20 protein-coding genes and 3 tRNA genes are annotated in these 22689 nt (G+C 65.0%); 15 read left to right on the forward strand and 8 right to left on the reverse strand.

Going from position 1 to position 22689, the window contains the following annotated elements; genetic code table 11:
• Positions 1-101 precede the first annotated feature (101 nt).
• Together AC07S4_RS15765 and AC07S4_RS15770 are read left to right on the forward strand one after the other, a co-directional pair.
• Positions 102-2165, forward strand: coding sequence for an NAD(+) synthase (locus AC07S4_RS15765; protein ID WP_494987547.1), 2064 nt, complete (start codon positions 102-104; stop codon positions 2163-2165).
• 23 nt (positions 2166-2188) lie between these two features.
• The gene (locus tag AC07S4_RS15770; RefSeq protein ID WP_019922031.1) at positions 2189-2527 is read left to right on the forward strand and encodes a P-II family nitrogen regulator; all 339 of its coding nucleotides are present in this window, start codon (positions 2189-2191) and stop codon (positions 2525-2527) included.
• Positions 2528-2529: 2 nt separating this feature from the next.
• Here AC07S4_RS15770 and AC07S4_RS15775 read toward each other — a convergent pair whose 3' ends face one another.
• From AC07S4_RS15775 to trxB, 3 genes are all read right to left on the reverse strand, one after another.
• Positions 2530-3156 carry a trimeric intracellular cation channel family protein gene (locus tag AC07S4_RS15775; protein ID WP_161074950.1) on the reverse strand — a complete coding sequence of 209 codons (627 nt, stop codon included), beginning with the start codon at positions 3154-3156 and terminating at the stop codon, positions 2530-2532.
• A gap of 75 nt (positions 3157-3231) precedes the next feature.
• Entirely contained in the window at positions 3232-3924 is a 693-nt protein-coding gene (locus tag AC07S4_RS15780) for a Smr/MutS family protein (protein ID WP_494987548.1), read from the reverse strand.
• Positions 3925-3928: 4 nt separating this feature from the next.
• Complete coding sequence (gene trxB, locus AC07S4_RS15785; RefSeq protein ID WP_161074952.1) at positions 3929-4882, reverse strand: thioredoxin-disulfide reductase; 954 nt, start codon at positions 4880-4882, stop codon at positions 3929-3931.
• Between the two features lie 199 nt (positions 4883-5081).
• Between trxB and AC07S4_RS15790 the strand changes: the two genes are divergently transcribed.
• The 4 genes from AC07S4_RS15790 (at position 5082) to AC07S4_RS15805 (ending at position 10184) form a co-directional block, all read left to right on the forward strand.
• Positions 5082-7640, forward strand: coding sequence for a DNA translocase FtsK (locus AC07S4_RS15790; protein ID WP_494987549.1), 2559 nt, complete (start codon positions 5082-5084; stop codon positions 7638-7640).
• Positions 7641-7651: 11 nt separating this feature from the next.
• Positions 7652-8269, forward strand: a complete 618-nt coding sequence (gene lolA / locus AC07S4_RS15795; protein WP_494987550.1) for an outer membrane lipoprotein chaperone LolA — start codon at positions 7652-7654, stop codon at positions 8267-8269.
• Positions 8270-8340: 71 nt separating this feature from the next.
• Entirely contained in the window at positions 8341-9648 is a 1308-nt protein-coding gene (locus AC07S4_RS15800) for a replication-associated recombination protein A (protein WP_494987752.1), read from the forward strand.
• 89 nt (positions 9649-9737) lie between these two features.
• Positions 9738-10184, forward strand: coding sequence for an Hsp20/alpha crystallin family protein (locus AC07S4_RS15805; RefSeq protein ID WP_494987551.1), 447 nt, complete (start codon positions 9738-9740; stop codon positions 10182-10184).
• An 18-nt stretch (positions 10185-10202) separates the two neighbouring features.
• Here AC07S4_RS15805 and AC07S4_RS15810 read toward each other — a convergent pair whose 3' ends face one another.
• Positions 10203-11084: an alpha/beta hydrolase family protein gene (locus AC07S4_RS15810; RefSeq protein WP_494987552.1), complete on the reverse strand. Its 882-nt coding sequence runs from the start codon at positions 11082-11084 to the stop codon at positions 10203-10205.
• 363 nt (positions 11085-11447) lie between these two features.
• Here AC07S4_RS15810 and AC07S4_RS15815 point away from each other — a divergent pair, with 363 nt between their 5' ends.
• Together AC07S4_RS15815 and AC07S4_RS15820 are read left to right on the forward strand one after the other, a co-directional pair.
• Positions 11448-12803: a uracil-xanthine permease family protein gene (locus AC07S4_RS15815; RefSeq protein ID WP_494987553.1), complete on the forward strand. Its 1356-nt coding sequence runs from the start codon at positions 11448-11450 to the stop codon at positions 12801-12803.
• A 127-nt stretch (positions 12804-12930) separates the two neighbouring features.
• Positions 12931-14307, forward strand: a complete 1377-nt coding sequence (locus AC07S4_RS15820; protein WP_494987554.1) for an 8-oxoguanine deaminase — start codon at positions 12931-12933, stop codon at positions 14305-14307.
• 114 nt (positions 14308-14421) lie between these two features.
• Here AC07S4_RS15820 and AC07S4_RS15825 read toward each other — a convergent pair whose 3' ends face one another.
• Complete coding sequence (locus tag AC07S4_RS15825) at positions 14422-15126, reverse strand: GntR family transcriptional regulator (protein ID WP_494987555.1); 705 nt, start codon at positions 15124-15126, stop codon at positions 14422-14424.
• 66 nt (positions 15127-15192) lie between these two features.
• A complete protein-coding gene (locus tag AC07S4_RS15830; RefSeq protein WP_494987556.1) occupies positions 15193-16110 on the reverse strand; it encodes a LysR family transcriptional regulator in 918 nt (305 codons plus the stop codon).
• Positions 16111-16207: 97 nt separating this feature from the next.
• Between AC07S4_RS15830 and AC07S4_RS15835 the strand changes: the two genes are divergently transcribed.
• From AC07S4_RS15835 to AC07S4_RS15855, 5 genes are all read left to right on the forward strand, one after another.
• Positions 16208-16879: a glutathione S-transferase family protein gene (locus AC07S4_RS15835; protein ID WP_494987557.1), complete on the forward strand. Its 672-nt coding sequence runs from the start codon at positions 16208-16210 to the stop codon at positions 16877-16879.
• A gap of 238 nt (positions 16880-17117) precedes the next feature.
• On the forward strand, positions 17118-17321 hold the full coding sequence (locus tag AC07S4_RS15840) for a hypothetical protein (RefSeq protein ID WP_494987558.1): 204 nt from the start codon (positions 17118-17120) through the stop codon (positions 17319-17321).
• 104 nt (positions 17322-17425) lie between these two features.
• Complete coding sequence (gene serS, locus AC07S4_RS15845; protein ID WP_228895923.1) at positions 17426-18715, forward strand: serine--tRNA ligase; 1290 nt, start codon at positions 17426-17428, stop codon at positions 18713-18715.
• Between the two features lie 66 nt (positions 18716-18781).
• Positions 18782-18871: transfer RNA gene (locus tag AC07S4_RS15850), tRNA-Ser, on the forward strand.
• A 31-nt stretch (positions 18872-18902) separates the two neighbouring features.
• Positions 18903-18992 (forward strand) — tRNA-Ser (locus AC07S4_RS15855).
• A gap of 139 nt (positions 18993-19131) precedes the next feature.
• Here the strand turns inward: AC07S4_RS15855 and AC07S4_RS15860 are convergent.
• Positions 19132-19884, reverse strand: coding sequence for an IclR family transcriptional regulator (locus AC07S4_RS15860; protein WP_494987559.1), 753 nt, complete (start codon positions 19882-19884; stop codon positions 19132-19134).
• 108 nt (positions 19885-19992) lie between these two features.
• Here AC07S4_RS15860 and AC07S4_RS15865 point away from each other — a divergent pair, with 108 nt between their 5' ends.
• Positions 19993-21126 carry an FAD-dependent monooxygenase gene (locus tag AC07S4_RS15865; RefSeq protein WP_494987560.1) on the forward strand — a complete coding sequence of 378 codons (1134 nt, stop codon included), beginning with the start codon at positions 19993-19995 and terminating at the stop codon, positions 21124-21126.
• 60 nt (positions 21127-21186) lie between these two features.
• Positions 21187-21276: transfer RNA gene (locus AC07S4_RS15870), tRNA-Ser, on the forward strand.
• A gap of 141 nt (positions 21277-21417) precedes the next feature.
• Here the strand turns inward: AC07S4_RS15870 and AC07S4_RS15875 are convergent.
• Positions 21418-22689: an ABC transporter ATP-binding protein gene (locus AC07S4_RS15875; protein WP_494987561.1), complete on the reverse strand. Its 1272-nt coding sequence runs from the start codon at positions 22687-22689 to the stop codon at positions 21418-21420.

Genomic DNA, 22689 nt, shown 5'->3' on the forward strand with positions numbered 1-22689 from the left:
GGGTCTGACCCCGAATGCGGCTCAGCTCGCTTGTGGGCAACTTTGCACGATAGCTAAGGGCGAATGCTAAAATCGGCTTATCCATAGAGGAAGCCCGTCTTATGCCGCACGCACCGCAGTCATTTTTCAATCTGTATTCCCACGATTTCGCGCGCCTGAGCGTGGCCGTGCCGCGCTGCCGCGTGGCCGATCCGGCCTATAACGCTGCCGAAACCGTCAAATTGGCCCAGCAGGCCGCCGCCAGGGGCGCCGCGCTGGTGGCGTTCACCGAGCTGGGTATCTCGGCCTACACCTGCGACGACCTGTTCCACCAGCGCGCGCTGCTGGAGGGCTGCCTGGCGGGGCTGCAGACCGTATTGGAGGCGTCCAGATCCATCAGCGCCGCGCTGGTCGTGGGCGTGCCGCTGCGGGTGGACCATCAGCTGTTCAATTGCGCGGTGGTGCTGTCCGGCGGCCGCATCCACGGCGTGGTGCCGAAGTCTTATCTGCCCAACTATGGAGAGTTCTACGAGGCGCGCCAGTTCAGCGCGGGCGACGAGGCCATCTCCACCGAGATATCGCTGCTGGGCCAGACCGTGCCTTTCGGCTCGGCGCTGCTGTTCGAGGTGGAGAACCTTCCGCTGTTCAAATTCCACGTCGAGATCTGCGAGGACGTGTGGGTGCCGATTCCGCCGTCGTCCTTCGCCGCGCTGGCCGGGGCGACCGTGCTGGTGAACCTGTCCGCCTCCAACGTGGTGGTGGGCAAGGCGGATTACCGCCACCAACTGGTGAGCCAGCAGTCGGCGCGCTGCCTGTCGGCCTACCTGTATTCGTCGGCGGGGCGGGGCGAGTCCACCACCGACCTGGCCTGGGACGGCCAGGCGCTGATCTATGAAAACGGCGAGCTGCTGTCCGAAGCCGAGCGTTTCCAGGACGAGTCGCACCTGATCTACGCGGACGTGGACCTGGAGCGCCTGTCGCGCGAGCGCATGCGCCAGACCACCTTCGGCCAGTCCATGCGCCGCCACCGCCAGGAAGTGGCGGCCTTCCGCACCGTGCGCTTTGCGCTGGAGCTGCCGGCGCAGCCGGTGCTGGCGCTGGAGCGCAATGTGGCGCGCTTCCCTTATGTGCCGGCCCATCCTGCTTTGCGCGACAAGCGTTGCAACGAGGTCTACAACATCCAGGTGCAGGCGCTGGTGCAGCGGCTGTCCTCGTCCAGTATCAAGAAGGTGGTGATCGGCATTTCGGGCGGCCTCGATTCCACGCACGCGCTGCTGGTGTGCGCGAAGGCGATGGACAGGCTGGATCTGCCGCGCACCAACATCGTCGGCGTCACCATGCCGGGCTTCGCCACCAGCGCGCGAACCTTGCTGCAGGCGCGCCAGTTGATGGAGTTCGTGGGCTGCAGCGCGTCCGAGATCGACATCCGCCCGAGCTGCATCCAGATGATGAAGGACATCGGTCACCCGTTCTCGGACGGCGAGCCGCAGTACGACATCACCTTCGAGAACGTGCAGGCGGGCGAGCGCACCAGCCATTTGTTCCGGCTGGCGAACTTCCACAACGGCATCGTGATCGGCACCGGCGACCTGAGCGAGCTGGCGCTGGGCTGGTGCACCTACGGCGTGGGCGACCATATGTCGCATTACAACGTCAACGCCAGCGTGCCCAAGACCCTGATTTCCCACCTGGTGCGCTGGGTGGCCGAAAGCCGCCAGTTCGGCGAACAGGACTCGGCGGTGCTGCTGGCCGTGGTCGACACCGAGATCAGTCCCGAGCTGGTGCCGGGCAAGGCGGACGACGGCGCGCCGGCCCAGATCACCGAAAGTGTGATTGGGCCATACGAATTGCAGGACTTCAACTTATACTACACGCTGCGCTTCGGGTTCTCGCCGTCAAAAGTGGCGTTCCTGGCCCATGCCGCCTGGCGTGACCGCAGCATCGGCGGCTGGCCTAACGAGGCGCACGTGGTGCGCAATCAGTACGCACTCAAGGATATCAAGCACAATCTGGGCATCTTCCTGCGCCGCTTCTTCCAGACCAGCCAGTTCAAGCGCAGCTGCGTGCCGAACGGACCCAAGGTGGGATCGGGCGGATCGCTGTCGCCACGCGGCGACTGGCGCGCCCCCAGCGATTCGGAATCCGTGGTGTGGATGGAAGAGCTGAAGAATGTGCCGGACGCATAACCGTAATTAAACAGGAGAATCCCATGAAGCAGATCACCGCAGTAATCAAGCCGTTCAAACTGGACGAAGTACGCGAAGCGCTGGCCGAAGTGAACGTCACCGGCCTGACCGTGACGGAAGTGAAGGGCTTTGGCCGCCAGAAGGGCCACACCGAGCTGTATCGCGGCGCGGAATACGTGGTGGACTTCCTGCCGAAAGTGAAAGTGGAAGTGGTGGTGGACGACGGCGTGGCAGAGCAGGTGGTGGACGCCATCATCAAGGCGGCGCGCACCGGCAAGATCGGCGACGGCAAGATCTTCGTGCAGAACGTGGAGCAGGTGATCCGCATCCGCACCGGCGAAACCGGCCCGGACGCGGTCTAAGCTCAGGGGCGGCCCAGCCGCATATCGAACTTCCAGGTCAGCAAGCGCATGACGGTAATCGCCGTGGCGCTTGACCACAGTGCGAAATCGTCCGACACGGACGTTTTCTGCATCACGATGTACATCCAGCAGCCGATGAAGGCGCAGATGGCGTAGGGTTTGCCGTCGCGGAACACCATCGGCACTTCGTTGCAGACGATGTCGCGCAGCACGCCGCCGAAGATGCCGGTGATGACGCCCATCATGGAGGCGATGAAGATGGGCATATTGGCCTGCTGCGCCTGCGACACGCCGGCCACGGCGAACAGGCCCAGGCCGACGGCGTCGGCCACCACGATCACGCGTTCGGAGACGATCTGGCGCAGGGTGCGTATCAGCGGCGTGGCGATCAGGGCCAGCACGAAGATGAGGATGGCGTATTCCTGGTGCTGCACCCAGAACAGCGGGCGCTTGTCGAGCAGGATGTCGCGCAGCGTGCCGCCGCCGAAGGCCGCGATGAAGGCCACGGTGAACACGCCCACCAGGTCCATGCGCTTGCGGCGCGCCTCAATGAAGCCGGAAATCGCCCCGACCAGGATAGCCACGACTTCGATGATGGTGATCAGGGAGACGTGCGGGATGTGCTTCATTTACTGTGGGATTGGCAAAGTTGCTAATTCCCACAGGTTAACATGCGGCAGCGGCTGCCGGGTAGGGTAATTTAATTAACGCCGCTCGGGCTGCAGGGCCGCGCGCAGCAGGACGATGAGGGCGCCTTCGCCGCCGTCGGACGGACGGGCCTGGCAGAACGCCACCACTTCCTTTTGCACCAGCCAGCTGTGCACCATGGACTTGAGCACCGGCTCCTGGCCGCGCGAGCCGAAGCCGCGGCCGTGGATCACGCACACGCAGCGCATGCCGCGCTGGTTGGCGCGGGTCAGGAAGGCGCCCAGCGCGTCGCGCGCGCCGTCGCGGTTCAGGCCGTGCAGGTCCAGCTCGTCCTGCACCGGCCAGTAGCCCTTGCGCATCTTTTTCACCACATCGGGGCCGACGCCGGGCGCGGCGTAGTTCAGCGCCGGGTCTTCCTCCATGTAGTGGTCCACCTCGAACAGGTCGGACAGGGACTCCTGCAACACGGCCGCGTCGTCCTGGCGCTGTTCTTCCGGCGTCAGCGGGCCGCGCTTCTTTGCCGCCGCCAGCGCCTTGGCCGACAGCACCGGCGCCGGCTGGTGCACATAGCGGTTCTGCTCCGGCATGCGCTGCACCTGGCCCAGCGTGTTGCGGAAGATGTTGGCCTCCGCCGCCGCCACTTTTTCGCGCTTGGCGCGCTCGGCCTCGGCGGCCGCGCGCGCCTCGCCCTGTTCCTTCAGCTGCTTGCTGAGGGATTTCAGGTCGGCAAAGTCCTTCAGTCCCGCCATGGCTTTATTCCTGGCCTTCCAGGTAGCGCTGGGCGTCCAGCGCGGCCATGCAGCCGGTGCCGGCGCTGGTGATGGCCTGGCGGTAGATGTGGTCCTGCACGTCGCCGGCGGCGAACACGCCCGGCGCGGTGGTGGCGGTGGCCATGCCCTCGGTGCCGGTCTTGGTTTTGATGTAGCCGTTGTGCATTTCCAGCTGGCCTTCGAAGATGCCGGTGTTGGGCTTGTGGCCAATCGCCACGAACAGGCCGTGCACCTTGATCTTGGTCTGCGCGCCGTCGGCGGTGGCGGCCAGGGTCAGGCCGGTCACGCCGCCTTCGTCGCCCGTCACTTCTTCCAGCGTGTGGTTCAGTTTCAGCTCGATCTTGCCTTCGGCGACCTTGGCCATCAGGCGGTCGATCAGGATGGCTTCGGCGCGGAACTTGTCGCGGCGGTGCACCAGCGTGACCTTGGTGGCGATATTGGACAGGTACAGCGCCTCTTCCACGGCGGTGTTGCCGCCGCCGATGACGGCCACTTCCTGGCCGCGGTAGAAGAAGCCGTCGCAGGTGGCGCAGGCGGACACGCCGCGGCCCATGAATTCCTGCTCGGACGGCAGGCCCAGGTACTGGGCCGAGGCGCCGGTGGCGATAATCAGGGTGTCGCAGGTGTATTCGGCGCTGTCGCCGATCAGGCGGATCGGCTTTTCGCTCAGCTTGGCCGTGTGGATGTGGTCAAACACGATCTGGGTGTTGAAGCGCTCGGCGTGCTGCAGGAAGCGCTGCATCAGGTCCGGGCCTTGCACGCCCATCGGGTCGGCGGGCCAGTTTTCCACGTCGGTGGTGGTCATCAGCTGGCCGCCCTGTTCCACGCCGGTCACCAGCATGGGGTTCAGATTGGCGCGCGCGGCGTAAATGGCGGCGCTGTAGCCGGCTGGGCCAGAGCCGAGAATCAAAACGCGGGCGTGTTTGGTAGTGGTCATGGAAGGCTTCTTAATTAATTGGATAAACCGCAGTTGGGGGCAGGCGCGGCGATAACAATGCCGGCGAGCAAAGACAGAATTATAGTCCAAGCAGGGAAACTGGTTGAATTGGGAGGCCGCTTCCTATAGAGATGGCTTAGAATACCCACAAATGGCTAGCGCCCTATGGTGCGCCCGCAAAAATCTTATAAAAGTATCAATGCCTAAAACGAGAGAACAGCCTGCAAAGCAGCCCCCGGCAAAACAGCAGCCGACCAAGCAGCAGCCGATAAGCTACACCCGCACGCCGACCGAACGCCAGCCGCTGCCGAACCGGCTGGTGCGGTTGCTGTCGGAGGCGCGCTGGTTCGCGCTGGCGGCGCTGGCGCTGTACTTTCTGCTCATTATGGCCAGCTACAACAAGGCCGACCCGGGCTGGTCCCATTCCAATGTGGTGCCCAAGGTGTACAACCTGGGCGGCCGCGCAGGCGCGTGGATGAGCGACCTGATGCTTTACATCTTCGGCCTGTCGGCCTGGTGGTGGTGCGTGTGGCTGCTGCGCGCGGTGTGGAGCGGCTACCGCCGCCTGACCCGCAGATTCCTCACCAAGGAAGAGGAGGACGACGAGCACCGCCACGAAGGGCTGATACGCGTGATCGGCTTCGCCTTCCTGCTGGTGGGCAGCCTGGGCCTGGAATTCCTGCGCATGTATACGCTCAAGATGCCGCTGCCGCTGGCGCCTGGCGGCGTGCTGGGCAAGGTGATCGGCCACGGCGCGCACGTCGGCCTGGGCTTTACCGGCGCCACCTTGCTGATGCTGTTGCTGTTCGGGCTGGGCTTCAGCCTGTTCTTCCATGTGTCCTGGCTGGCCGTGGCCGAGCGCATCGGCGGCTTTATCGAGGACTGCGGCGAGTGGGTGATGCACCGCTACCAGGACCGCGAAGACCGCCGCCAGGGCGAGCGCGCCACCGTGCTGCGCGAGGAAGTGGTGGTCAGCGAGCGCGCCAAGCATATCGAGAAACACGTGGAAAAACCGGTGCGCGCCGAGCCGCGCATGGACGCCGCGCCATCGCAACCATCATTCAAGGCCCCAACCCCGGCGGCCGGCCTGGCCGGCGCCATGGGCGCGGACGCCTACGACGGCGACGCCTCCCGGCCGCAGCCCACCGTGGCGCCGGAGAAGTTCGCCGCGCCGGTGGCGGTGAAGATAGAGCAGCAGGTGACGTCGGTGGTGCCGTCCGAGCGCGCCGTCAAGGAGCGCCAGGGCGCGCTGTTCCAGGACTCCCGCCCGGGCGACCTGCCGCCGCTGTCGCTGCTGGACGACGCGCCGCAGACGCAGGAAACCGTGGCGGTGGAAACGCTGGAATTCACCAGCCGCCTGATAGAGAAGAAGCTGTCGGACTTCGGCGTGGAAGCGCGCGTGGTGGCCGCTTACCCCGGCCCGGTGGTGACGCGCTACGAAATCGAGCCGGCCACGGGCGTGAAGGGTTCGCAGATCGTGAACCTGGCGCGCGACCTGGCGCGTTCGCTGTCGCTCACCTCCATCCGGGTGGTGGAAACCATTCCGGGCAAGAACTACATGGCGCTGGAGCTGCCCAATCCCAAGCGCCAGATTGTGCGCCTGAGCGAGATCGTCGGCTCCAAGGTCTACCACGACAACGCCTCGCCGCTGACGGTGGCGCTGGGCAAGGACATCGCCGGCAAGCCGGTGGTGGCCGACCTGGCCAAGATGCCGCACTTGCTGGTGGCCGGTACCACCGGTTCCGGCAAGTCGGTGGGCATCAACGCCACCATCCTGTCGCTGCTGTACAAGTCCGACCCGGCCGACGTGCGCATGATACTGATCGACCCGAAGATGCTGGAGATGTCGGTCTACGAAGGCATTCCGCACCTGCTGGCGCCGGTGGTGACCGATATGCGCCAGGCCGGCCACGCGCTGAACTGGGCCGTGAACGAGATGGAGCGCCGCTACAAGCTGATGTCCAAGCTGGGCGTGCGCAACCTGGCCGGCTACAACGCCAAGATCGCCGAGGCGGCCAAGCGCGAGGAGCACATCCCGAATCCTTTCAGCATTACGCCGGATTCGCCCGAGCCGCTGGAGAAGCTGCCCACCATCGTCATCATCATCGACGAGCTGGCCGACCTGATGATGGTGGTCGGCAAGAAGGTGGAAGAACTGATCGCCCGTATCGCGCAGAAAGCGCGCGCGGCCGGCCTGCACTTGATTTTGGCCACGCAGCGCCCATCTGTGGACGTGATTACCGGCCTGATCAAGGCCAATATCCCGACACGTATTGCTTTCCAGGTGTCGTCCAAGATCGACTCGCGCACCATTCTGGACCAGATGGGCGCGGAAGCGCTGCTGGGCATGGGCGACATGCTTTACATGCCGCCGGGCACCGGCCTGCCGGTGCGCGTGCACGGCGCCTTCGTGTCGGACGAGGAAGTGCACCGCGTGGTCAAGCATTTGAAACAGCAGGGCGAGCCGAACTATATTGAAGGCATCCTCGAAGGCGGCACGCTGGAAGGCGAGGGCGGCGCGGAAGGCGGCGCGGCGGGCGGCGAGGGCGGCGGCGAAGCCGACCCGATGTACGACCAGGCGGTGCAGGTGGTGTTGAAAAACCGCCGCGCCTCGATCTCGCTGGTGCAGCGCCATTTGCGCATCGGCTACAACCGCGCGGCGCGCCTGCTGGAGCAGATGGAACAGAGCGGCGTGGTATCGCCCATGCAGTCGAACGGCAACCGCGACATCCTGGTGCCGGCCGCCAGCGCAGAATAAAAGGACACAGCATGACCCAACTGAAAATGATCGCCGTCTTCGCAGCCTCGCTGCTGCTGGCCGGCGCCGCCCAGGCCGCCGCGCTGGAGCAGTTCAAGAGCTTCGTCAGCAGCACCAAGTCGGCGCGCGGCGAGTTCACGCAGCGCCAGGTGAAGGGCGGCAAGAGCTCCAACACGGCCAGCGGCACCTTTGAATTCGCGCGTCCCGGCAAGTTCATCTGGACCTATCTCAAGCCCTACGACCAGCTGCTGCAGGCCGACGGCGAACAGCTCTACATCTACGACAAGGACCTGAACCAGGTCACCGTGAAGAAGCTGGGCAACGCGCTGGGCTCGTCGCCGGCCGCCATCCTGTTCGGCAGCAACGACCTGGAAAAGAACTTCACGCTGTCCGAAGCGGGCGCGCGCGACGGCCTGGAATGGCTGAAAGCGGTGCCGAAAACGCCGGACTCCACTTTTGAACAGATCACCATTGGCCTGCGCAACGGCACGCCGGAAGCGATGGAGCTGAAGGACAACTTCGGCTCCATGTCCGTGCTGAGCTTCAGCAAGTTCGAGAAAAACCCGCAAGTGGGCGCCGCGCACTACAAGTTCGTGATGCCCAAGGGCGTGGAAATTTCTCAGCAATAATGAAGAAAATGCGCAAGGGCTTTGCGCGCGCGCAAACGCTGCGCGCACCGCCGCCGCTACAGTAAAGCATGATGGACGATCTTTTCAAAACCGAACCCCGCGCGCCCCTGGCCGAAGCCCTGCGTCCTAAAACCATGGACGAAGTCATCGGCCAGCAGCATCTGCTGGGCGAGGGCAAGCCGCTGCGCCTGGCCTTCCAGGCCGGCAAGCCGCATTCCATGATCCTGTGGGGGCCGCCCGGCGTGGGCAAGACCACGCTGGCGCGCCTGACCGCCAACGCCTTCGACGCCGAGTTCATCGCCCTGTCCGCCGTGTTTGCTGGCGTGAAAGACATCCGCGCCGCCATGGAGCAGGCCCAGCAGAACCTGGACCGGCACGGCAAGCACACCCTGCTGTTCGTGGACGAGATCCACCGCTTCAACAAATCGCAGCAGGACGCCTTGCTGCCCTTCGTCGAATCCGGCCTGGTCACCTTTATCGGCGCCACCACCGAGAACCCCAGCTTTGAAGTGAACTCGGCCTTGCTGTCGCGCGCCCAGGTCTACGTGCTGAAGTCGCTCAGCGACGAGGAAATGCGCGAGCTGCTGGCCAAGGCGCAGAAGGAAGCCTTGCCGCACCTGCAGTTCGACGACGCGGCCGCCGACACCCTGGTCGGCTACGCGGACGGCGACGCGCGCCGCTTCCTGAACCTGCTGGAGCAGGCCGACAACGCCGCCGCCTCGTCTGGCGTGCAGAAGATCGACGCCAAGTTCGTGGAAAATGCCATGACCCTGAACGCGCGCCGCTTCGACAAGGGCGGCGACAACTTCTACGACCAGATCTCGGCGCTGCACAAATCCGTGCGCGGCTCCAATCCGGACGGCGCGCTGTACTGGTTCTGCCGCATGATAGACGGCGGCGCGGACCCGCGCTACTTGTCGCGCCGCATCGTGCGCATGGCCTGGGAAGACATCGGCCTGGCCGACCCGCGCGCGCTCACCATGGCCAACGACGCGGCCGCCACCTATGAACGGCTGGGTTCGCCGGAAGGCGAACTGGCGCTGGGCCAGGCCGTGATCTACCTGGCCATCGCGGCCAAGAGCAACGCCGGCTACAACGCCTTCAACCAGGCCATGGCCTTCGTCAAGCGCGACAAGTCGCGCGAAGTCCCGGTGCACCTGCGCAACGCGCCGACCAAGCTGATGAAAGAGCTGGGCTACGGCCACGAATACCGCTACGCCCACGACGAGCCGCACGCCTACGCGGCCGGCGAAACCTATCTGCCGGACGGCATGGCCGAGCCCGGCTGGTACCAGCCCGTGCCGCGCGGCCTGGAAAGCAAGATCGCCGACAAGCTGGCCTTCCTGCGCAGCCTGGACGACGAGGCGCGCAAGGGCTGATACGGCCGCACGATTGAAGCGTCTGGTAGACGTCTCCCGGGCCGGTGCTATGCTGAATGCATTAGCACCAGTTGATATGGGAGGAAATCATGGCTAGCAATCTCACCCGTTTCAGCCCCTTCGGCGACATCGCCCGCTTCGATCCATTCCGCGACATCGAGCGCTTCCTCGACGAGTTCGATCGTCCCTACGGCATGGCCGAGCAGGCGCGCACCATGCGCATGGACGTGTCCGAGACCGACCAGGCCTACACGGTCAGGGCGGAAATGCCCGGTTATGAAAAGCAGGACATCAATGTGTCGATCGACGGCCACACGGTCACCATCCGCGCCAAGCACGACCAGGCCCAGCCGCAAACACCGCACCCTGGCACCATGGTGCGCAGCGAGCGTTTCCACGGCGAACAATACCGCAGCTTCACGCTGCCGCAGGAAGTGGACGACCAGAAAGCCAGTGCCAGCTGCAAGAACGGTGTGCTGGAACTGACGCTGCCGAAAAAGGTCGGCGGCCACGGCCGGCAGCTGCAGGTCCAATAAGCGCCGCCGCGAGCAGCGTCAGGCTGCTGGCAGCGTGCGGCGCAGGAAAGCGGCAAGGTCGGCAAACAGCGCGGGCTGGACCGTCTCGCGGTCGAAGCCCGGCGGGTCCTGCGAAGGCTTGAAATTCGGCCGCGTCATCTCCGGCGGAAACTTGCTCATGAAGGCGAAGTGGCCTCCGCCGGGGACATCCACATGCTCCACCAGCGCCGCATCCGGCACGCCGTTGATGATGCTGTGCGCGTGCGAGATGGGCGTGATGTCGTCCTTCTCCCCGGTGCGTATCAGGATGGGAACGCGCACCTGCGCCAGGGAGCCTTCCGGGAACCAGAAGGTCGCCGGATTCAGCAGCACCAGCGCGCGCACGCGCGCGTCCGGCTGCACCGGAACCGGGGAGGGCGGCGCGCCCTTGCTCTCGTGCGGTCCGGTCCAGGGCTGTCCGCCTGCCGCCGCCAGCGCCGTATAAGCGCCGATGGAATGACCGATCAGCGCCACCCCGCCGGGCGCAATATGCGCGCCGACATGGCTGTCGGCCAAGGCCGCATCGATGCACAAGGAGATATGGCGCGGCCGGTTCGCCAGGTTGGCGGCGGTGCCTGCCAGCGAGTTGTCCAGGCGCGTATTGCCGGTATGGGAAGGCAGCGCCACCACAAAGCCCGCCAGCACCAAATGCCTGGCCAGCTGCCGGTAAGCCCAGGGCGTGCCCGAATTCCCGTGCGACAGCACCACCAGCGGCCAAGCGCCCGCCGCCGGCGGCGCATCGCGCGCCACCTCCAGGCCATACGGCCCGAAATGCGCCAGCGCCTCCGTTCCCTCAGCCGGGTAGAGCAGGGCCAGCGGCACCACCGCCTCCTGCACGGCGTCATGCACCTCCATCAAACGGCAGCCACAGGCAAATGTCATGCAATATCCTTCACAATAAGCGGACCAAACAGTCGGGGTCAGTTCTACCATCCTGCCATAAATGACGCGATGAGAGAACTGACCCCGCTTGTGGTTTTTGCAATACGATATTTGCGGTATGCATAGATTGTATACAAAATCGGTTGACAACTTTTTGGGCAGTGGGCATCATCGATTGCATGAAACGCGGCCGCAGAGCAGCGTGTAAGCATCCCCAGTGGCGCGGCTGTCCAGCCCGCCACCCCGCCACAGTAAGTACGACCTCGCCACGATAAAAACAGACGCCACGATCTGCGCGGTGGGGCATGCCGGATAGCACCGGAACAAGTAGTTCACGACACAACATCATTGATGGAGACACACATGAACAAGCTGCTATTCCAAGTGGACGACCGTCCACCCCTCATCACCACCACCCTGCTGGCCGCCCAGCACATGCTCGCCGCGCTGGGCGGCATCATCGCCGTGCCGCTGGTGGTGGGCGCCGTCCTCAAACTGCCAGCCGACCAGATCGTGGCGCTGATCAACGCCGCGCTGCTCGGCTCGGGCATCGTCACCATCATCCAGTGCAAGGGCGTCGGCCCGATCGGCATCCGCTTGCCTTGCGTCATGGGCACCAGCTTCGCCTTCGTCGGCGCGGCCATCAGCATCGGCCTGGAACACGGCGTGCCCGGCATCCTCGGCTCCTCGCTGGCCGGTTCGGCGGTGATGATTATCGGCTCCTGCTTCATGCCGCAGATCCGCAAGCTGTTCCCGCACGCCGTGACCGCCGTGGTGGTCACCATGATAGGTTTGTCGCTGGTGCCGGTCGCCATCGACTGGGCCGCCGGCGGAAAGGGTTCGGGCGCGCATTACGGCGACCCGGTCAACCTCGGCATCGCGCTGTTCGTGCTGGTGACGGTGATCGCGCTGGTGCAGTACGGCAAAGGCATCTTCTCGGCCGCCGCCGTGGTGCTGGGCATGTTCGTCGGCTACCTGCTGTGCGTGGCCATGGGCCTGGTGGATTTTTCGTCGGTGCAGAAAGCCGCTGCATTCTCGCTGCCGCAGCCCTTCGCGCACGGCATGACCTTCCCCATCAGCGGCATCGTCGCCATGGGCGTGGCCTACGTGGTCACCATGGTGGAAACCACCGGCACCTTCATGGCGCTGGGCTCGGCCACCAACACCAAGATGCGCGGCAAGACGCTGGCGCGCGGCGTGCTGTGCGACGGCGTGGGCTCGGCCTGCGTGGCCATGCTGGGCAGCCCGCCGGTGTCGACCTTTGCGCAGAACGTGGGCGTGATCTCGCTGACCGGCGTGGCCAGCCGCCACGTGGTGGCGCTGACAGGCGTGATGCTGGCGCTGGCCGGCCTGTTCCCGGTGCTGGGCGCCATGGTGGTCACTATCCCGCAGCCGGTGCTGGGCGGCGCGGGCCTGATGATGTTCGCCATGATTATCGCCGCCGGCGTGCAGATGCTGAGCAAAGTTGAGCACAGCAAGCGCACCGGCATTATCATCGCCGTCTCCATCGGCTGCGGCCTGGCCGTCAGCGTGCGGCCGGAGCTGCTGGCCAAGCTGCCCGCCTTTGTGCACGAGATCTTCGGCTCCGGCATCAGCACCGCCGCCATCGTGGCCGTGGCGCTGAACCTGATCCTGCCGGAGCGCCCGGTCGAAGCGAGCGATGACGACGAGGAGGAAGTGCCCCAGCCCATGCTGGTAAAAAAGCTTGAGGCGGCTTAACTTCCTGGCCGCCTCCCCGCAGTAAAGCCCCGCGCCGGTGACGACCACCCGGCGCGGTTTTTGACATTGTTTCCGCAGTGCCCGCGCATTGTTTCCGCAGTGTTTAATCATTCCTATGGACCTGAAAATGACTAAAACTCTCTTGATCAAAAATGCGCGCGTGGTGGTGACCATGGACGAGCAGCGCCGCGAGATCGACAACGGCGCCGTGTTCGTGCGGGACAATGTGATCGAGCAGGTGGGCTTCACGGCCGACCTGCCGCAGCACGCCGACGAGGTGATCGACGCCACCGGCCAGCTCGTCATGCCCGGGCTGGTGAACACCCACCATCACATGTACCAGAGCCTGACGCGCGTGATCCCGTCCGCGCAGAACGGCGAGTTGTTCAACTGGCTCACCAATCTGTATCCAATCTGGGCCAACCTCACCGGCGAGATGGTGCACGTGTCCACGCTGACGGCCATGTCGGAGCTGATGCTGTCGGGCTGCACCACCAGCAGCGACCACCTCTACATCTACCCCAACGGCTGCCGCCTGGACGACAGCATCGAGGCCGCGCGCAAGATAGGCATGCGCTTCCACGCCGCGCGCGGCTCCATGAGCGTGGGCCAGTCCAAGGGCGGCCTGCCGCCGGACCGCGTGGTGGAGGAGGAGGGCGCCATCCTCAAGGATACGCAGCGCCTGATCGAGACTTATCATGACGCGGGCCGCTACGCCATGCAGCGCATCGTGGTGGCGCCGTGCTCGCCGTTTTCGGTGTCGCGCGACTTGATGAAGGAGGCGGCCGCGATGGCGCGCAGCTACGGCGTGTCGCTGCACACGCACCTGGCCGAGAACGTGAACGACATCGCCTACAGCCGCGAGAAATTCAATATGACGCCCGCCGAATACGCCGAGGATTGCGGCTGGGTGGGGCATGACGTGTGGCACGCGCACTGCGTGCAGCTGGACGACGACGGAGTCTACCTGTTCGCCAAGACCGGCACCGGCATCGCGCATTGTCCGTGCTCGAATATGCGGCTCGCGTCGGGCATCGCGCCGATACGCAAGATGGTGGACGCGGGCGTGCCGGTGGGGCTGGGCGTGGACGGCTGCGCGTCCAACGACGCTGGCCACATGCTGGGCGAAGTGCGGCAAGCCATGCTGCTGCAGCGCGTGGGCTTCGGCCCGGACGCGATGACCGCGCGCCAGGCGCTGGAACTGGCCACGCTGGGCGGCGCCAAGGTGCTCAACCGGGACGATATCGGCGCGCTCAAGCCGGGCATGGCGGCCGACATCATCACCTTCAGGCTGGACCAGATCGGCTTTGCCGGCGCGCTGCATGACCCGGTGGCGGCGCTGGTGTTCTGCACGCCGTCCAATGTGACGCACAGCGTTATCAACGGCAGGGTGGTGGTGCGGGACGGCCTGCTGCAGACGGTGGACCTGCCGATCGTGATAGAGCGCCACAACACGCTGGCGCGCGAGCTGGCGCTGGTCACCGGAACGCGCAAGGCGGCATAGCCGGGACGGCGGGTTACGGCTGCGCCTAACCCGCCCTACGCGGGCAAAGGGCTGCGGGCGTCGGGCTGCGTAGGGCGGGTTAGCGGGGCGCGCCGAGCGTAGCGTAACCCGCCGCTACTTTAGCAGCGCCGCTACGAGATCCTTGTCCGGCGCGGGGCCGCTCGAGTCGAAGCGCAGCGCGCCCTCCACGTGCAGCAGGTGCTCCAGCATCAGCCTGGCGGCCAGGTCGGCGTCGCCCGCCTTGGCCGCATTCAAGAATTCCTCATGCTCGTTCGACGAGCACACCGCGTCGCGGTCCGACTGGTACAGCATGGTGATGAGCGAGCTGCGTGCCACCAGTTCGCTCAGCATCTCATGCAGCACCTGGTTGCCCACCACCTCCGCCAGCAGCACATGGAAATCGCCCAGCAGCTGCGAGCGCACCTTGTGGTCGCCCAGCGCCTTGCGCTCCAGCTCCAGGTGCCGCGCCAGCATCTTGTAATCCGCCGCGCCGGCCTTGGCCACGAACTCCCTGGCCAGCGCCGCCTCCAGGATGCGCCGCGCCGCGAAAATATCGCGCGACTCCTTCTCGCTCGGCTGGCTCACGAAGGCGCCCTTGTCCGGCACCATCTGGATCAGCTTGTCCTTGGACAGGATGAGCAGCGCGGCGCGGATCTTGGTGCGGCTGACCGAGTACAGGCGCGACAAGGCCTCCTCGCGCAGCTTGGTCCCCGGCGGCAGCTTGCGCGCCGCGATGGCCTCCGCGATATGGTTTGCAATGTCGTTCGAGCTCTCGCCACTGCTCTGTTTTTCTTCGATGGCGATGATGGACGTTGGCATGGAGCGCTAGCAGTAATCAATTGTCCAATCATACATGGATGACTATATATTGGCTACGCCCGGCCCCTAGTCATAAGGCCTGCCGCCTGCCAGCAAGCGCTGCTTTAGCATGGGCTCGCGCAGGCGCTCCAGCCACCACGCCAGCGCGCGCCCCTCGCTGCTGCCGCGCCAGGCCACATACAGCACATTGGGCTCGCGCGGATTGGCGGTGGCTTTCTCCACCAGTTCGCCGCGCGCCAGCAGCGCCGACACGCGCTGGCGCGGCAGCCAGCCCACGCCCAGTCCCTGGCGCTGGGCCAGCGCCTTGGCGCGCATGCTCGGCACCGCCAGCGCCGCCTGGCCGCCCACGGTGCCGTAAGCCCGGCTCCCGCTGACGCGCGCCGAATCGGCCACCACCACGGCGCGGTGGGCGGCGATCTCGTCGCGCTGCAGCGGCGCCGTGGCGCGCGCCAGCGGATGGTCCGGCGCCACCGCGAACACCCACTCCATCGTGCCCAGCTCGAACCAGCGCAGCTCCGGTATCGCCGGCGGCTCGTTGGTGGCGCCGACGATCACGCTGGCGCGGCCGTCGCGCAGCGCCTCCCATGTACCGCCCAGCACCTCGCTGCTGAAGCGCAGGCTCACGCCGGACTGCAAGGCGTCGAAGTCCGCCACCAGCGGCGCCAGCAGGTCGAATTCAAACAGCTCGTCGGTGACGATCCACAGTCTGTCCTCCCAGCCGTTGGCCACCTGGCGCACGCGCTGCGCCATGCGCGCCGCGTCGCGCATCAGGCGCTCGGCCTCGTCGGCCAGCAGCTGCCCGGCGGGCGTGAGCTGCAGGCGATAGCGGCGGCGGTCGAACAGCAGGGCGTCGAAGCGCGATTCCAGCTGGCGCGCCTGGTGCGACACCGTGGACGGCGCCTTGCCCAGCCGCGCCGCCGCGCGCGACAGGCTGCCGCTGCTGCGGATGGCGTCCAGCAGCGCCAGTTCGTCCTCAGACAACATGTGCAATTTTATCGAATGTGTTCATCGTCCAGATTGTACGGCATGGCCGCTTCCGGCCGCTACCATGCATGCACTAACCCATCCAAAGGAAACGAACATGTTGAAATTCTACTTCCACACCTCGCCCAACCCCATGAAGGCAGCGCTGCTGCTGGAGGAACTGCAACTGCCGTTCGAGCTGATCGCGGTGGACACCTTCAAGGGCGAGCAGCACCAGGCCGCCTTCCTGGGCATCAACCCGAACGGCAAAGTGCCGGCCCTGGACGACAACGGCGTGATCGTGTTCGACTCGCATGCCATCCTGCTGCACCTGGCCGCCAAGCACGGCAAATTCCTGCCGTCGACCGCCGCCGGCCACGCCTCCATGCTGTCCTGGCTGATGTTCATCGCCACCGGCCTGTCGCCGTTCTCCGGCCAGGCCGTGCACTTCCTGCACCACGCCCCGGAAAAGCTGGCCTATGCGCAGAACCGCTATCTGAAAGAAGTGGAACGCCACTACCGCGTGCTGGACCAGCGCCTGGGCGCGAGCAAATACCTGGCCGGCGACGAATACACCATCGCCGACATGGCGTTGTGGGGCTGGGCCAACTTCGCCGGCTACATCCTGGGCGAAAAGGGCCTGAGCGACTACCCGAACCTGCAGCGCCTGATGGCCGAAATCTCGGCCCGTCCGGCAGTAACGCGCGCGCTGGCGCTGAAAGACAAGGTCACGCTGAAGCAGGACTTCGACGAAGAAACCCGCCGCGCCCTGTTCCCGCAAAACGCCTGATAGTCCCTGCGGAACACACGAAGCGATATGCGAAGCGGACTGAGCCGCATTCGGGGTCTGACCCCGAATGCGGCTCAGTCCGCTTCGTGCTTGGCCCGGCGCTGTTTTTCCTCGATTTCTGCGTTTCATTCCCCGTTTTTTGCGCTTCATCGCACGCCGATGGAAGGGCGGGGAGCCTTTAGGTACAGTACAACCATCGCAGCACACAACGTAGTCCCAACCACCTGAGGAGCTTAAAATGAACGTACTGAAAAACATGGAAATCATCTTCGTCGCCGCCGCTTCGCTGGCCGTTGTCACCAGCTACGCTACCGCCAGCGCGCCCGTGATCGAAGTGCCTGCCGCCGCCGTCGCCACCGTGGCCGCTGCGCCTGCCAAGATGCCCGTCGTCGTCGTAGCCGCCAAGCGCCTGACCGCGGCAGAGAAAGCCGCCCTGATCTGAAACGGGGCGGTTTTTAAGGAGCAGCAGGCCGGAGGGCTGAAAACTCGAAAGAAGTGGCGTCGTCTTGGTACAATTGCTGTCTTTCCGACCTAGCGGCAACTCCCATGATAGACATCCAACTTCTCCGTAAAGATATTGACACCGTCGCAGCCCGCCTGGCGACGCGCAAGTTCCAGCTGGACGTGGCCGGTTTCAACGCCCTCGAAGCGGAACGCAAAGCGATCCAGATGCGCACCGAAGAACTGCAGAGCAAGCGCAACTCGCTGTCCAAGCAGATCGGTATGCTCAAAGGCAAAGGGGAAGACACCACCGCCGTGATGGCGGAAGTGGCCGGCCTGGGCGATGAGCTGAAGAACAATGAACAAGCTTTGTCGGCCGTGCAGGCGCAGATGGGCGACTTCATGCAGGCGGTGCCCAACCTGCCGCACGAATCGGTCCCTGTCGGCAAGGACGAAAGCGGCAACGTGGAAGTGCGCAAAGTCGGCACGCCGCGTGCCTTCGAGTTTGAAGTCAAAGACCACGTCGACGTGGGCGCGGCCCTGGGCCTGGACTTCGACACCGCCACCAAGCTGACCGGCTCGCGCTTCTCCGTCATGAAGGGCGGCATCGCCCGCCTGCACCGCGCGCTGGCGCAGTACATGCTGAACACGCACACCGGCGAGCACGGCTACACCGAATGCTACACGCCCTATATGGTCAATGCCGATTCCCTGCGCGGCACCGGCCAGCTGCCGAAATTCGAAGCCGACCTGTTCTCGGTGAAGAAGGGCGGCGCGGAAGGCGAGGGCGAGACCTTCTACCTGATCCCGACCTCGGAAGTATCGCTGACCAACATCGTGCGCGACGAAATCCTGGCGGCCGACGCGCTGCCGTTGAAGATGACCGCGCACACCCCATGCTTCCGCTCCGAAGCCGGCAGCTACGGCCGCGACACGCGCGGCATGATACGCCAGCACCAGTTCGACAAAGTGGAACTGGTCCAGGTCGTGCATCCGGACACCTCGTATGACGTGCTGGAAGAAATGGTCGGCCACGCCGAGCGCATCCTGAAGGACCTTGGCCTGCCGTACCGCGTCATGTCGCTGTGCACCGGCGACATGGGCTTCGGCGCCACCAAGACCTACGACCTGGAAGTGTGGCTGCCGGCGCAGAACACCTACCGCGAGATCTCGTCCCTGTCCAACTGCGAAGCCTTCCAGGCGCGCCGTATGCAGGCCCGTTTCCGCAACGCCCAAGGCAAGCCCGAGCTGCTGCACACCCTGAACGGCTCCGGCCTGGCGGTGGGCCGCACCCTGGTCGCCGTGCTGGAAAACTACCAGCAAGCCGATGGTTCGGTGGAAGTGCCGGAAGTGCTGCGTCCCTACATGGGCGGAATAACTCACCTCAAGGCATAAATAAGCCTTCCCTTTCTGCGAAGGCCTGCTATAATCTTGCCTTCTCGCAGCAGCATGTGGGAAAACGGAGAGGTGGCAGAGTGGTCGAATGTACTTGACTCGAAATCAAGCGTAGGGGCGACCCTACCGTGGGTTCGAATCCCACCCTCTCCGCCACAAACAAGCTGCTGCAGGAAATGCGTCACCAGGAGAGGTGGCAGAGTGGTCGAATGTACTTGACTCGAAATCAAGCGTAGGGGCGACCCTACCGTGGGTTCGAATCCCACCCTCTCCGCCAAAACAAATAAAAACGGGCTCCCCTGCGGGAGCCCTTTTTTATTTGTTTGGACGGAAAGGGTGGGATTCGAAGACTTCGCGCCCTAAGGGGCGCGAAGTCTCTCCGAATCGCCCATTTTGCAGTGCGCCGTAAAAGCCAGCTACGCCCCCAACACCCCCGACAGCCGCCGCGCAGTCTCAATAACCGCCGCCTCAATCGCCACCTTCTGCCCCGGATCGCTGGCCAGCAAATAACTCGCCCCCGCCACACTAATCGCCGCCACCGCCTCCCCAGCCGCATCAAACACCGGCGCCGCGCAAGCATCAATCCCCTGTTCAAACTTCCCCAAGCTCCAGCAGCAATCCCGCTGCCCCGCATCCAGCAGCAAAGCCTCCACCTCCTCAAACGAAAATCGTCCCGCCCTCGGATCCCCCTGCGCCGCATCATAAAGCCCGCGCCAGGTCTCCCTCGGCAAGCGCGCCATCAGCACGCGTCCCGGCGCGATCAAATACGCCGGCAACCTGCTCCCCGGCCGGATATTGCTCACCAGCGGCGTCTGCGGCACCTCCTTCACCAGATACACCGCAAACGGCCCGTCCAGCTCCACCATATAACCCGACCAGCGCACCTGCTTGCTCAACAGTGCAACCAGGCGCCGGCCATGGCCGATCAAATCATCCTGTCCCAGCGCATCGGCCGCCAGCCCCAAAAAGCGCACGCCTATCCGGTGACCGCCCTGCGGCAGCGCCTCCAGCACCCCCTCCGCCTCCAGCGTCGCCAGCAAGCGCGCCGCCGTGATGCGGTTAATCCCCACCTCCCGCGCCAGCGCGCTCAAATTCCCCGTCGACCCGCCCCCGGCCACAAAAGCCAGCAGCCTGAACGCACGCGACACCGAGCCATCCCCATCCGCCATAATTCCTCCTCAACATGTTCATATTTGAACACATTGAACAAAAATCGCACAAGGAAAAACAGCGTTGCTATAGTCAAACCACCTTGCAACCCTAGTGGAGACAACACCATGAGCAAACTGAAAATCGGCATCGCCGGTGCCGGCATAGGCGGCCTGGCCGCCGCCATCGCACTGCGCGAAATGGGCCACGACGTCGTGGTCTTTGAACACACCAAGCAATTCCTGCGCGTCGGCGCCGACATCAACCTCACCCCCAACGCGGTGCGCGCGCTGGACGGCCTGGGCGCCGGCGTGGCCGAAGCCGTGCGCCGCACCGCCGCGCGTCCCACGCACCGCATCAGCCGCACCTGGGACAGCGGCGAAGAAACCTCCCGCCTCGAAATGGGCGACACCGCCGAACAAAAATACGGTGCCCCGCAACTGACCATCCACCGTGCCGACCTGCTGGCCGCGCTGGCCGCCGCCTTTCCGGCCGAGCGCGTCCTGTTCGGCAAGCACGTGGAGCAAATCCAGGCCGAAGAGCAGGGCGCCACCGTCTCCTTTGACGACGGCAGCACTCACAAGCTGGACCTGCTGGTCGGCGCCGACGGCATCCACTCCGCAGTACGCAGCGCCATGTTCGGCCAGGAGCGTCCGCGCTTCACCGGCGTGGTCGCCTACCGCGCCGTGGTTCCCGCCGCAAGCCTGGCCGGCGTCCCCAACCTGCAAGCGTTCACCAAATGGTGGGGACCGACGCCGGAAAGCCAGATCGTCACCTTCCCGCTCAACGCCGGCAAAGACATCTTCATCTTCGCCACCACCGCGCAGGAAAGCTGGCACCTCGAATCCTGGACCACGCAAGGCAGCGTACAGGAACTGCGCGACAGCTACGCCGGCTTCCACCCGGACGCGCGCGCCTTGCTGGACGCCTGCGACGAAGTGCTCAAGACCGCGCTCTACGAACGCGACCCGCTGCCCGCCTGGGCCAGCGGCCACATGGTGGTGCTGGGCGACGCCGCGCATCCCATGATGCCCTTCATGGCGCAAGGCGCCGGCATGGCCATCGAAGACGGCGTGGTGCTGGCGCGGGTTCTGCGCGGCGTGACGCAAGCCGGCGGCATTCCCGCCGCGCTGCGCAGCTTCGAAGAACTGCGCATCGAACGCACCTCCAAGATCCAACTCGGCTCGCGCGGCAACAACTGGCTGCGCGAAGGCGGCAACGCGGACTGGGTGTACGGATACGACGCGTGGAAAGTTGGCTGAGGGGCTATCTATTTCCCGCGCGGGCACCTATAATCCAGCCTTCGCGAAAGTGCGAGACCAGGAGAGGTGGCAGAGTGGTCGAATGTACTTGACTCGAAATCAAGCGTAGGGGCGACCCTACCGTGGGTTCGAATCCCACCCTCTCCGCCAGAAACAAATAAAAACGGGCTCCCCTGCGGGAGCCCGTTTTTATTTGTTTGGACGGAGAGGGTGGGATTCGAAGACTTCGCGCCCTAAGGGGCGCGGAGGCTCTCCGAATCGCCCATTCTGCAGTTGCTTTTGACTTCGCCTTTAAAGCGAGCTCCGCTCCGGCAATGTCAGCCTCCGCGTATGAAAATCATACTCATAAACCTCCCCATACCGCCCCCACTCCACAGCAATCTCCAGCGTGCGCTTAGCCTGTTCCGCCTCCAGCATCGCCTCCAGCAGCTCAATGAAAGGCTCCTCCGCCACCGACCCCCCATCCGCCTGCGCCAGCTGCGCATGGATGCGCGCAGCCAGCGGCACGTGCCTGAGCAGCTGCTGGCCGAACAGCTCCTGGCGCTGCTGCTGGTCCGCCGCCGCGTAGCGCTGGCCCAGCGCGGTGAGCGTGATATCGCCTTTCTCCACCACGGCCAGATCCAGCATGGCCAGCGCCTCGCAGGTCGGGAACAGCTCCTCGTCCGGCAGCTCGGTCTCCTCGGCCAGCTGCGGCAAATCCGCACGTCCGCCGAACGGCGCAGCAGCGACCAGCTCCAGCACTGATTCGATGCGGCTGATATCCGTCTCCGGCAAGCGGTAATCCGGCGGAGCGGCCGCGCGCATCGTCATCAAGCCATACACCTCGTCGATCAAATCCCGCACTTCCTGCGAATCCGCATTGCGCGGGCGCGGCAGATTGATGGCGATCTCGTGCCGCACGCGGCCCGGATCGCTGGACAGGATCACAATCCTATCCGACATCATCACCGCTTCCTCGATATTGTGCGACACCACCAGGATGCCGCGCGTGGGAATGCGGCCGCTGTCCCACAGGTCCAGGATATCGTTGCGCAGCGTTTCGCCGGTCAGCACGTCCAGCGCCGAGAAGGCCTCGTCCATCAGCAGCACATCGGGGTTGGTCACCAGCGCGCGCGCGATGCCCACGCGCTGGCGCATGCCGCCGGACAGCTCGCGCGGCAGCGCGCCGCCAAAGCCGGCCAGGCCTATCAGCTCCAGCATCTCGTCCGCGCGCCGTTCGCGCTCGGCGGGCGGCACGCCCTGCGCCTCCAGGCCCAGCTCCACGTTCTGCTGCACCGTCAGCCAAGGGAAGAGTGCAAAGGACTGGAACACCATGGCCACGCCGCCGGCCGGGCCGTTGATCTGCGCGCCGCGATAGGCCGCGCGGCCCTTGTCCGCCGCGATCAGCCCGGCCATGATGCGCAGCAGCGTGGACTTGCCGGAGCCGGATTTCCCGAGCAGGGCCACGATCTCGCCCTTGTGCAGCAAGAAGTCCACGCCGTCCAGGATCACGCGCGGCGCGCCGTCCGCCTTGTTGAAGGATTTGCCGACGCCGGCCAGCTCCATCAGAATATTTTCAGCCAT

It is taken from the genome of Pseudoduganella sp. GW821-FHT05F09, assembly GCF_059419605.1.

What these genes read in the sequence shown, in the direction of transcription:
- AC07S4_RS15810 (WP_494987552.1), bottom strand. Translation starts at nt 11,084, where the DNA reads ATGACATTTGCCTGTGGCTGCCGTTTGATGGAGGTGCATGACGCCGTG.
- AC07S4_RS15875 (WP_494987561.1), bottom strand. Translation starts at nt 22,689, where the DNA reads ATGGCTGAAAATATTCTGATGGAGCTGGCCGGCGTCGGCAAATCCTTC.
- AC07S4_RS15825 (WP_494987555.1), bottom strand. Translation starts at nt 15,126, where the DNA reads ATGCCAACGTCCATCATCGCCATCGAAGAAAAACAGAGCAGTGGCGAG.
- trxB (WP_161074952.1), bottom strand. Translation starts at nt 4,882, where the DNA reads ATGACCACTACCAAACACGCCCGCGTTTTGATTCTCGGCTCTGGCCCA.
- AC07S4_RS15840 (WP_494987558.1), top strand. Translation starts at nt 17,118, where the DNA reads ATGAACGTACTGAAAAACATGGAAATCATCTTCGTCGCCGCCGCTTCG.
- AC07S4_RS15805 (WP_494987551.1), top strand. Translation starts at nt 9,738, where the DNA reads ATGGCTAGCAATCTCACCCGTTTCAGCCCCTTCGGCGACATCGCCCGC.
- AC07S4_RS15780 (WP_494987548.1), bottom strand. Translation starts at nt 3,924, where the DNA reads ATGGCGGGACTGAAGGACTTTGCCGACCTGAAATCCCTCAGCAAGCAG.
- AC07S4_RS15800 (WP_494987752.1), top strand. Translation starts at nt 8,341, where the DNA reads ATGGACGATCTTTTCAAAACCGAACCCCGCGCGCCCCTGGCCGAAGCC.
- AC07S4_RS15770 (WP_019922031.1), top strand. Translation starts at nt 2,189, where the DNA reads ATGAAGCAGATCACCGCAGTAATCAAGCCGTTCAAACTGGACGAAGTA.
- AC07S4_RS15865 (WP_494987560.1), top strand. Translation starts at nt 19,993, where the DNA reads ATGAGCAAACTGAAAATCGGCATCGCCGGTGCCGGCATAGGCGGCCTG.
- AC07S4_RS15765 (WP_494987547.1), top strand. Translation starts at nt 102, where the DNA reads ATGCCGCACGCACCGCAGTCATTTTTCAATCTGTATTCCCACGATTTC.
- AC07S4_RS15775 (WP_161074950.1), bottom strand. Translation starts at nt 3,156, where the DNA reads ATGAAGCACATCCCGCACGTCTCCCTGATCACCATCATCGAAGTCGTG.
- lolA (WP_494987550.1), top strand. Translation starts at nt 7,652, where the DNA reads ATGACCCAACTGAAAATGATCGCCGTCTTCGCAGCCTCGCTGCTGCTG.
- serS (WP_228895923.1), top strand. Translation starts at nt 17,426, where the DNA reads ATGATAGACATCCAACTTCTCCGTAAAGATATTGACACCGTCGCAGCC.
- AC07S4_RS15830 (WP_494987556.1), bottom strand. Translation starts at nt 16,110, where the DNA reads ATGTTGTCTGAGGACGAACTGGCGCTGCTGGACGCCATCCGCAGCAGC.
- AC07S4_RS15835 (WP_494987557.1), top strand. Translation starts at nt 16,208, where the DNA reads ATGTTGAAATTCTACTTCCACACCTCGCCCAACCCCATGAAGGCAGCG.
- AC07S4_RS15790 (WP_494987549.1), top strand. Translation starts at nt 5,082, where the DNA reads ATGCCTAAAACGAGAGAACAGCCTGCAAAGCAGCCCCCGGCAAAACAG.
- AC07S4_RS15820 (WP_494987554.1), top strand. Translation starts at nt 12,931, where the DNA reads ATGACTAAAACTCTCTTGATCAAAAATGCGCGCGTGGTGGTGACCATG.
- AC07S4_RS15815 (WP_494987553.1), top strand. Translation starts at nt 11,448, where the DNA reads ATGAACAAGCTGCTATTCCAAGTGGACGACCGTCCACCCCTCATCACC.
- AC07S4_RS15860 (WP_494987559.1), bottom strand. Translation starts at nt 19,884, where the DNA reads ATGGCGGATGGGGATGGCTCGGTGTCGCGTGCGTTCAGGCTGCTGGCT.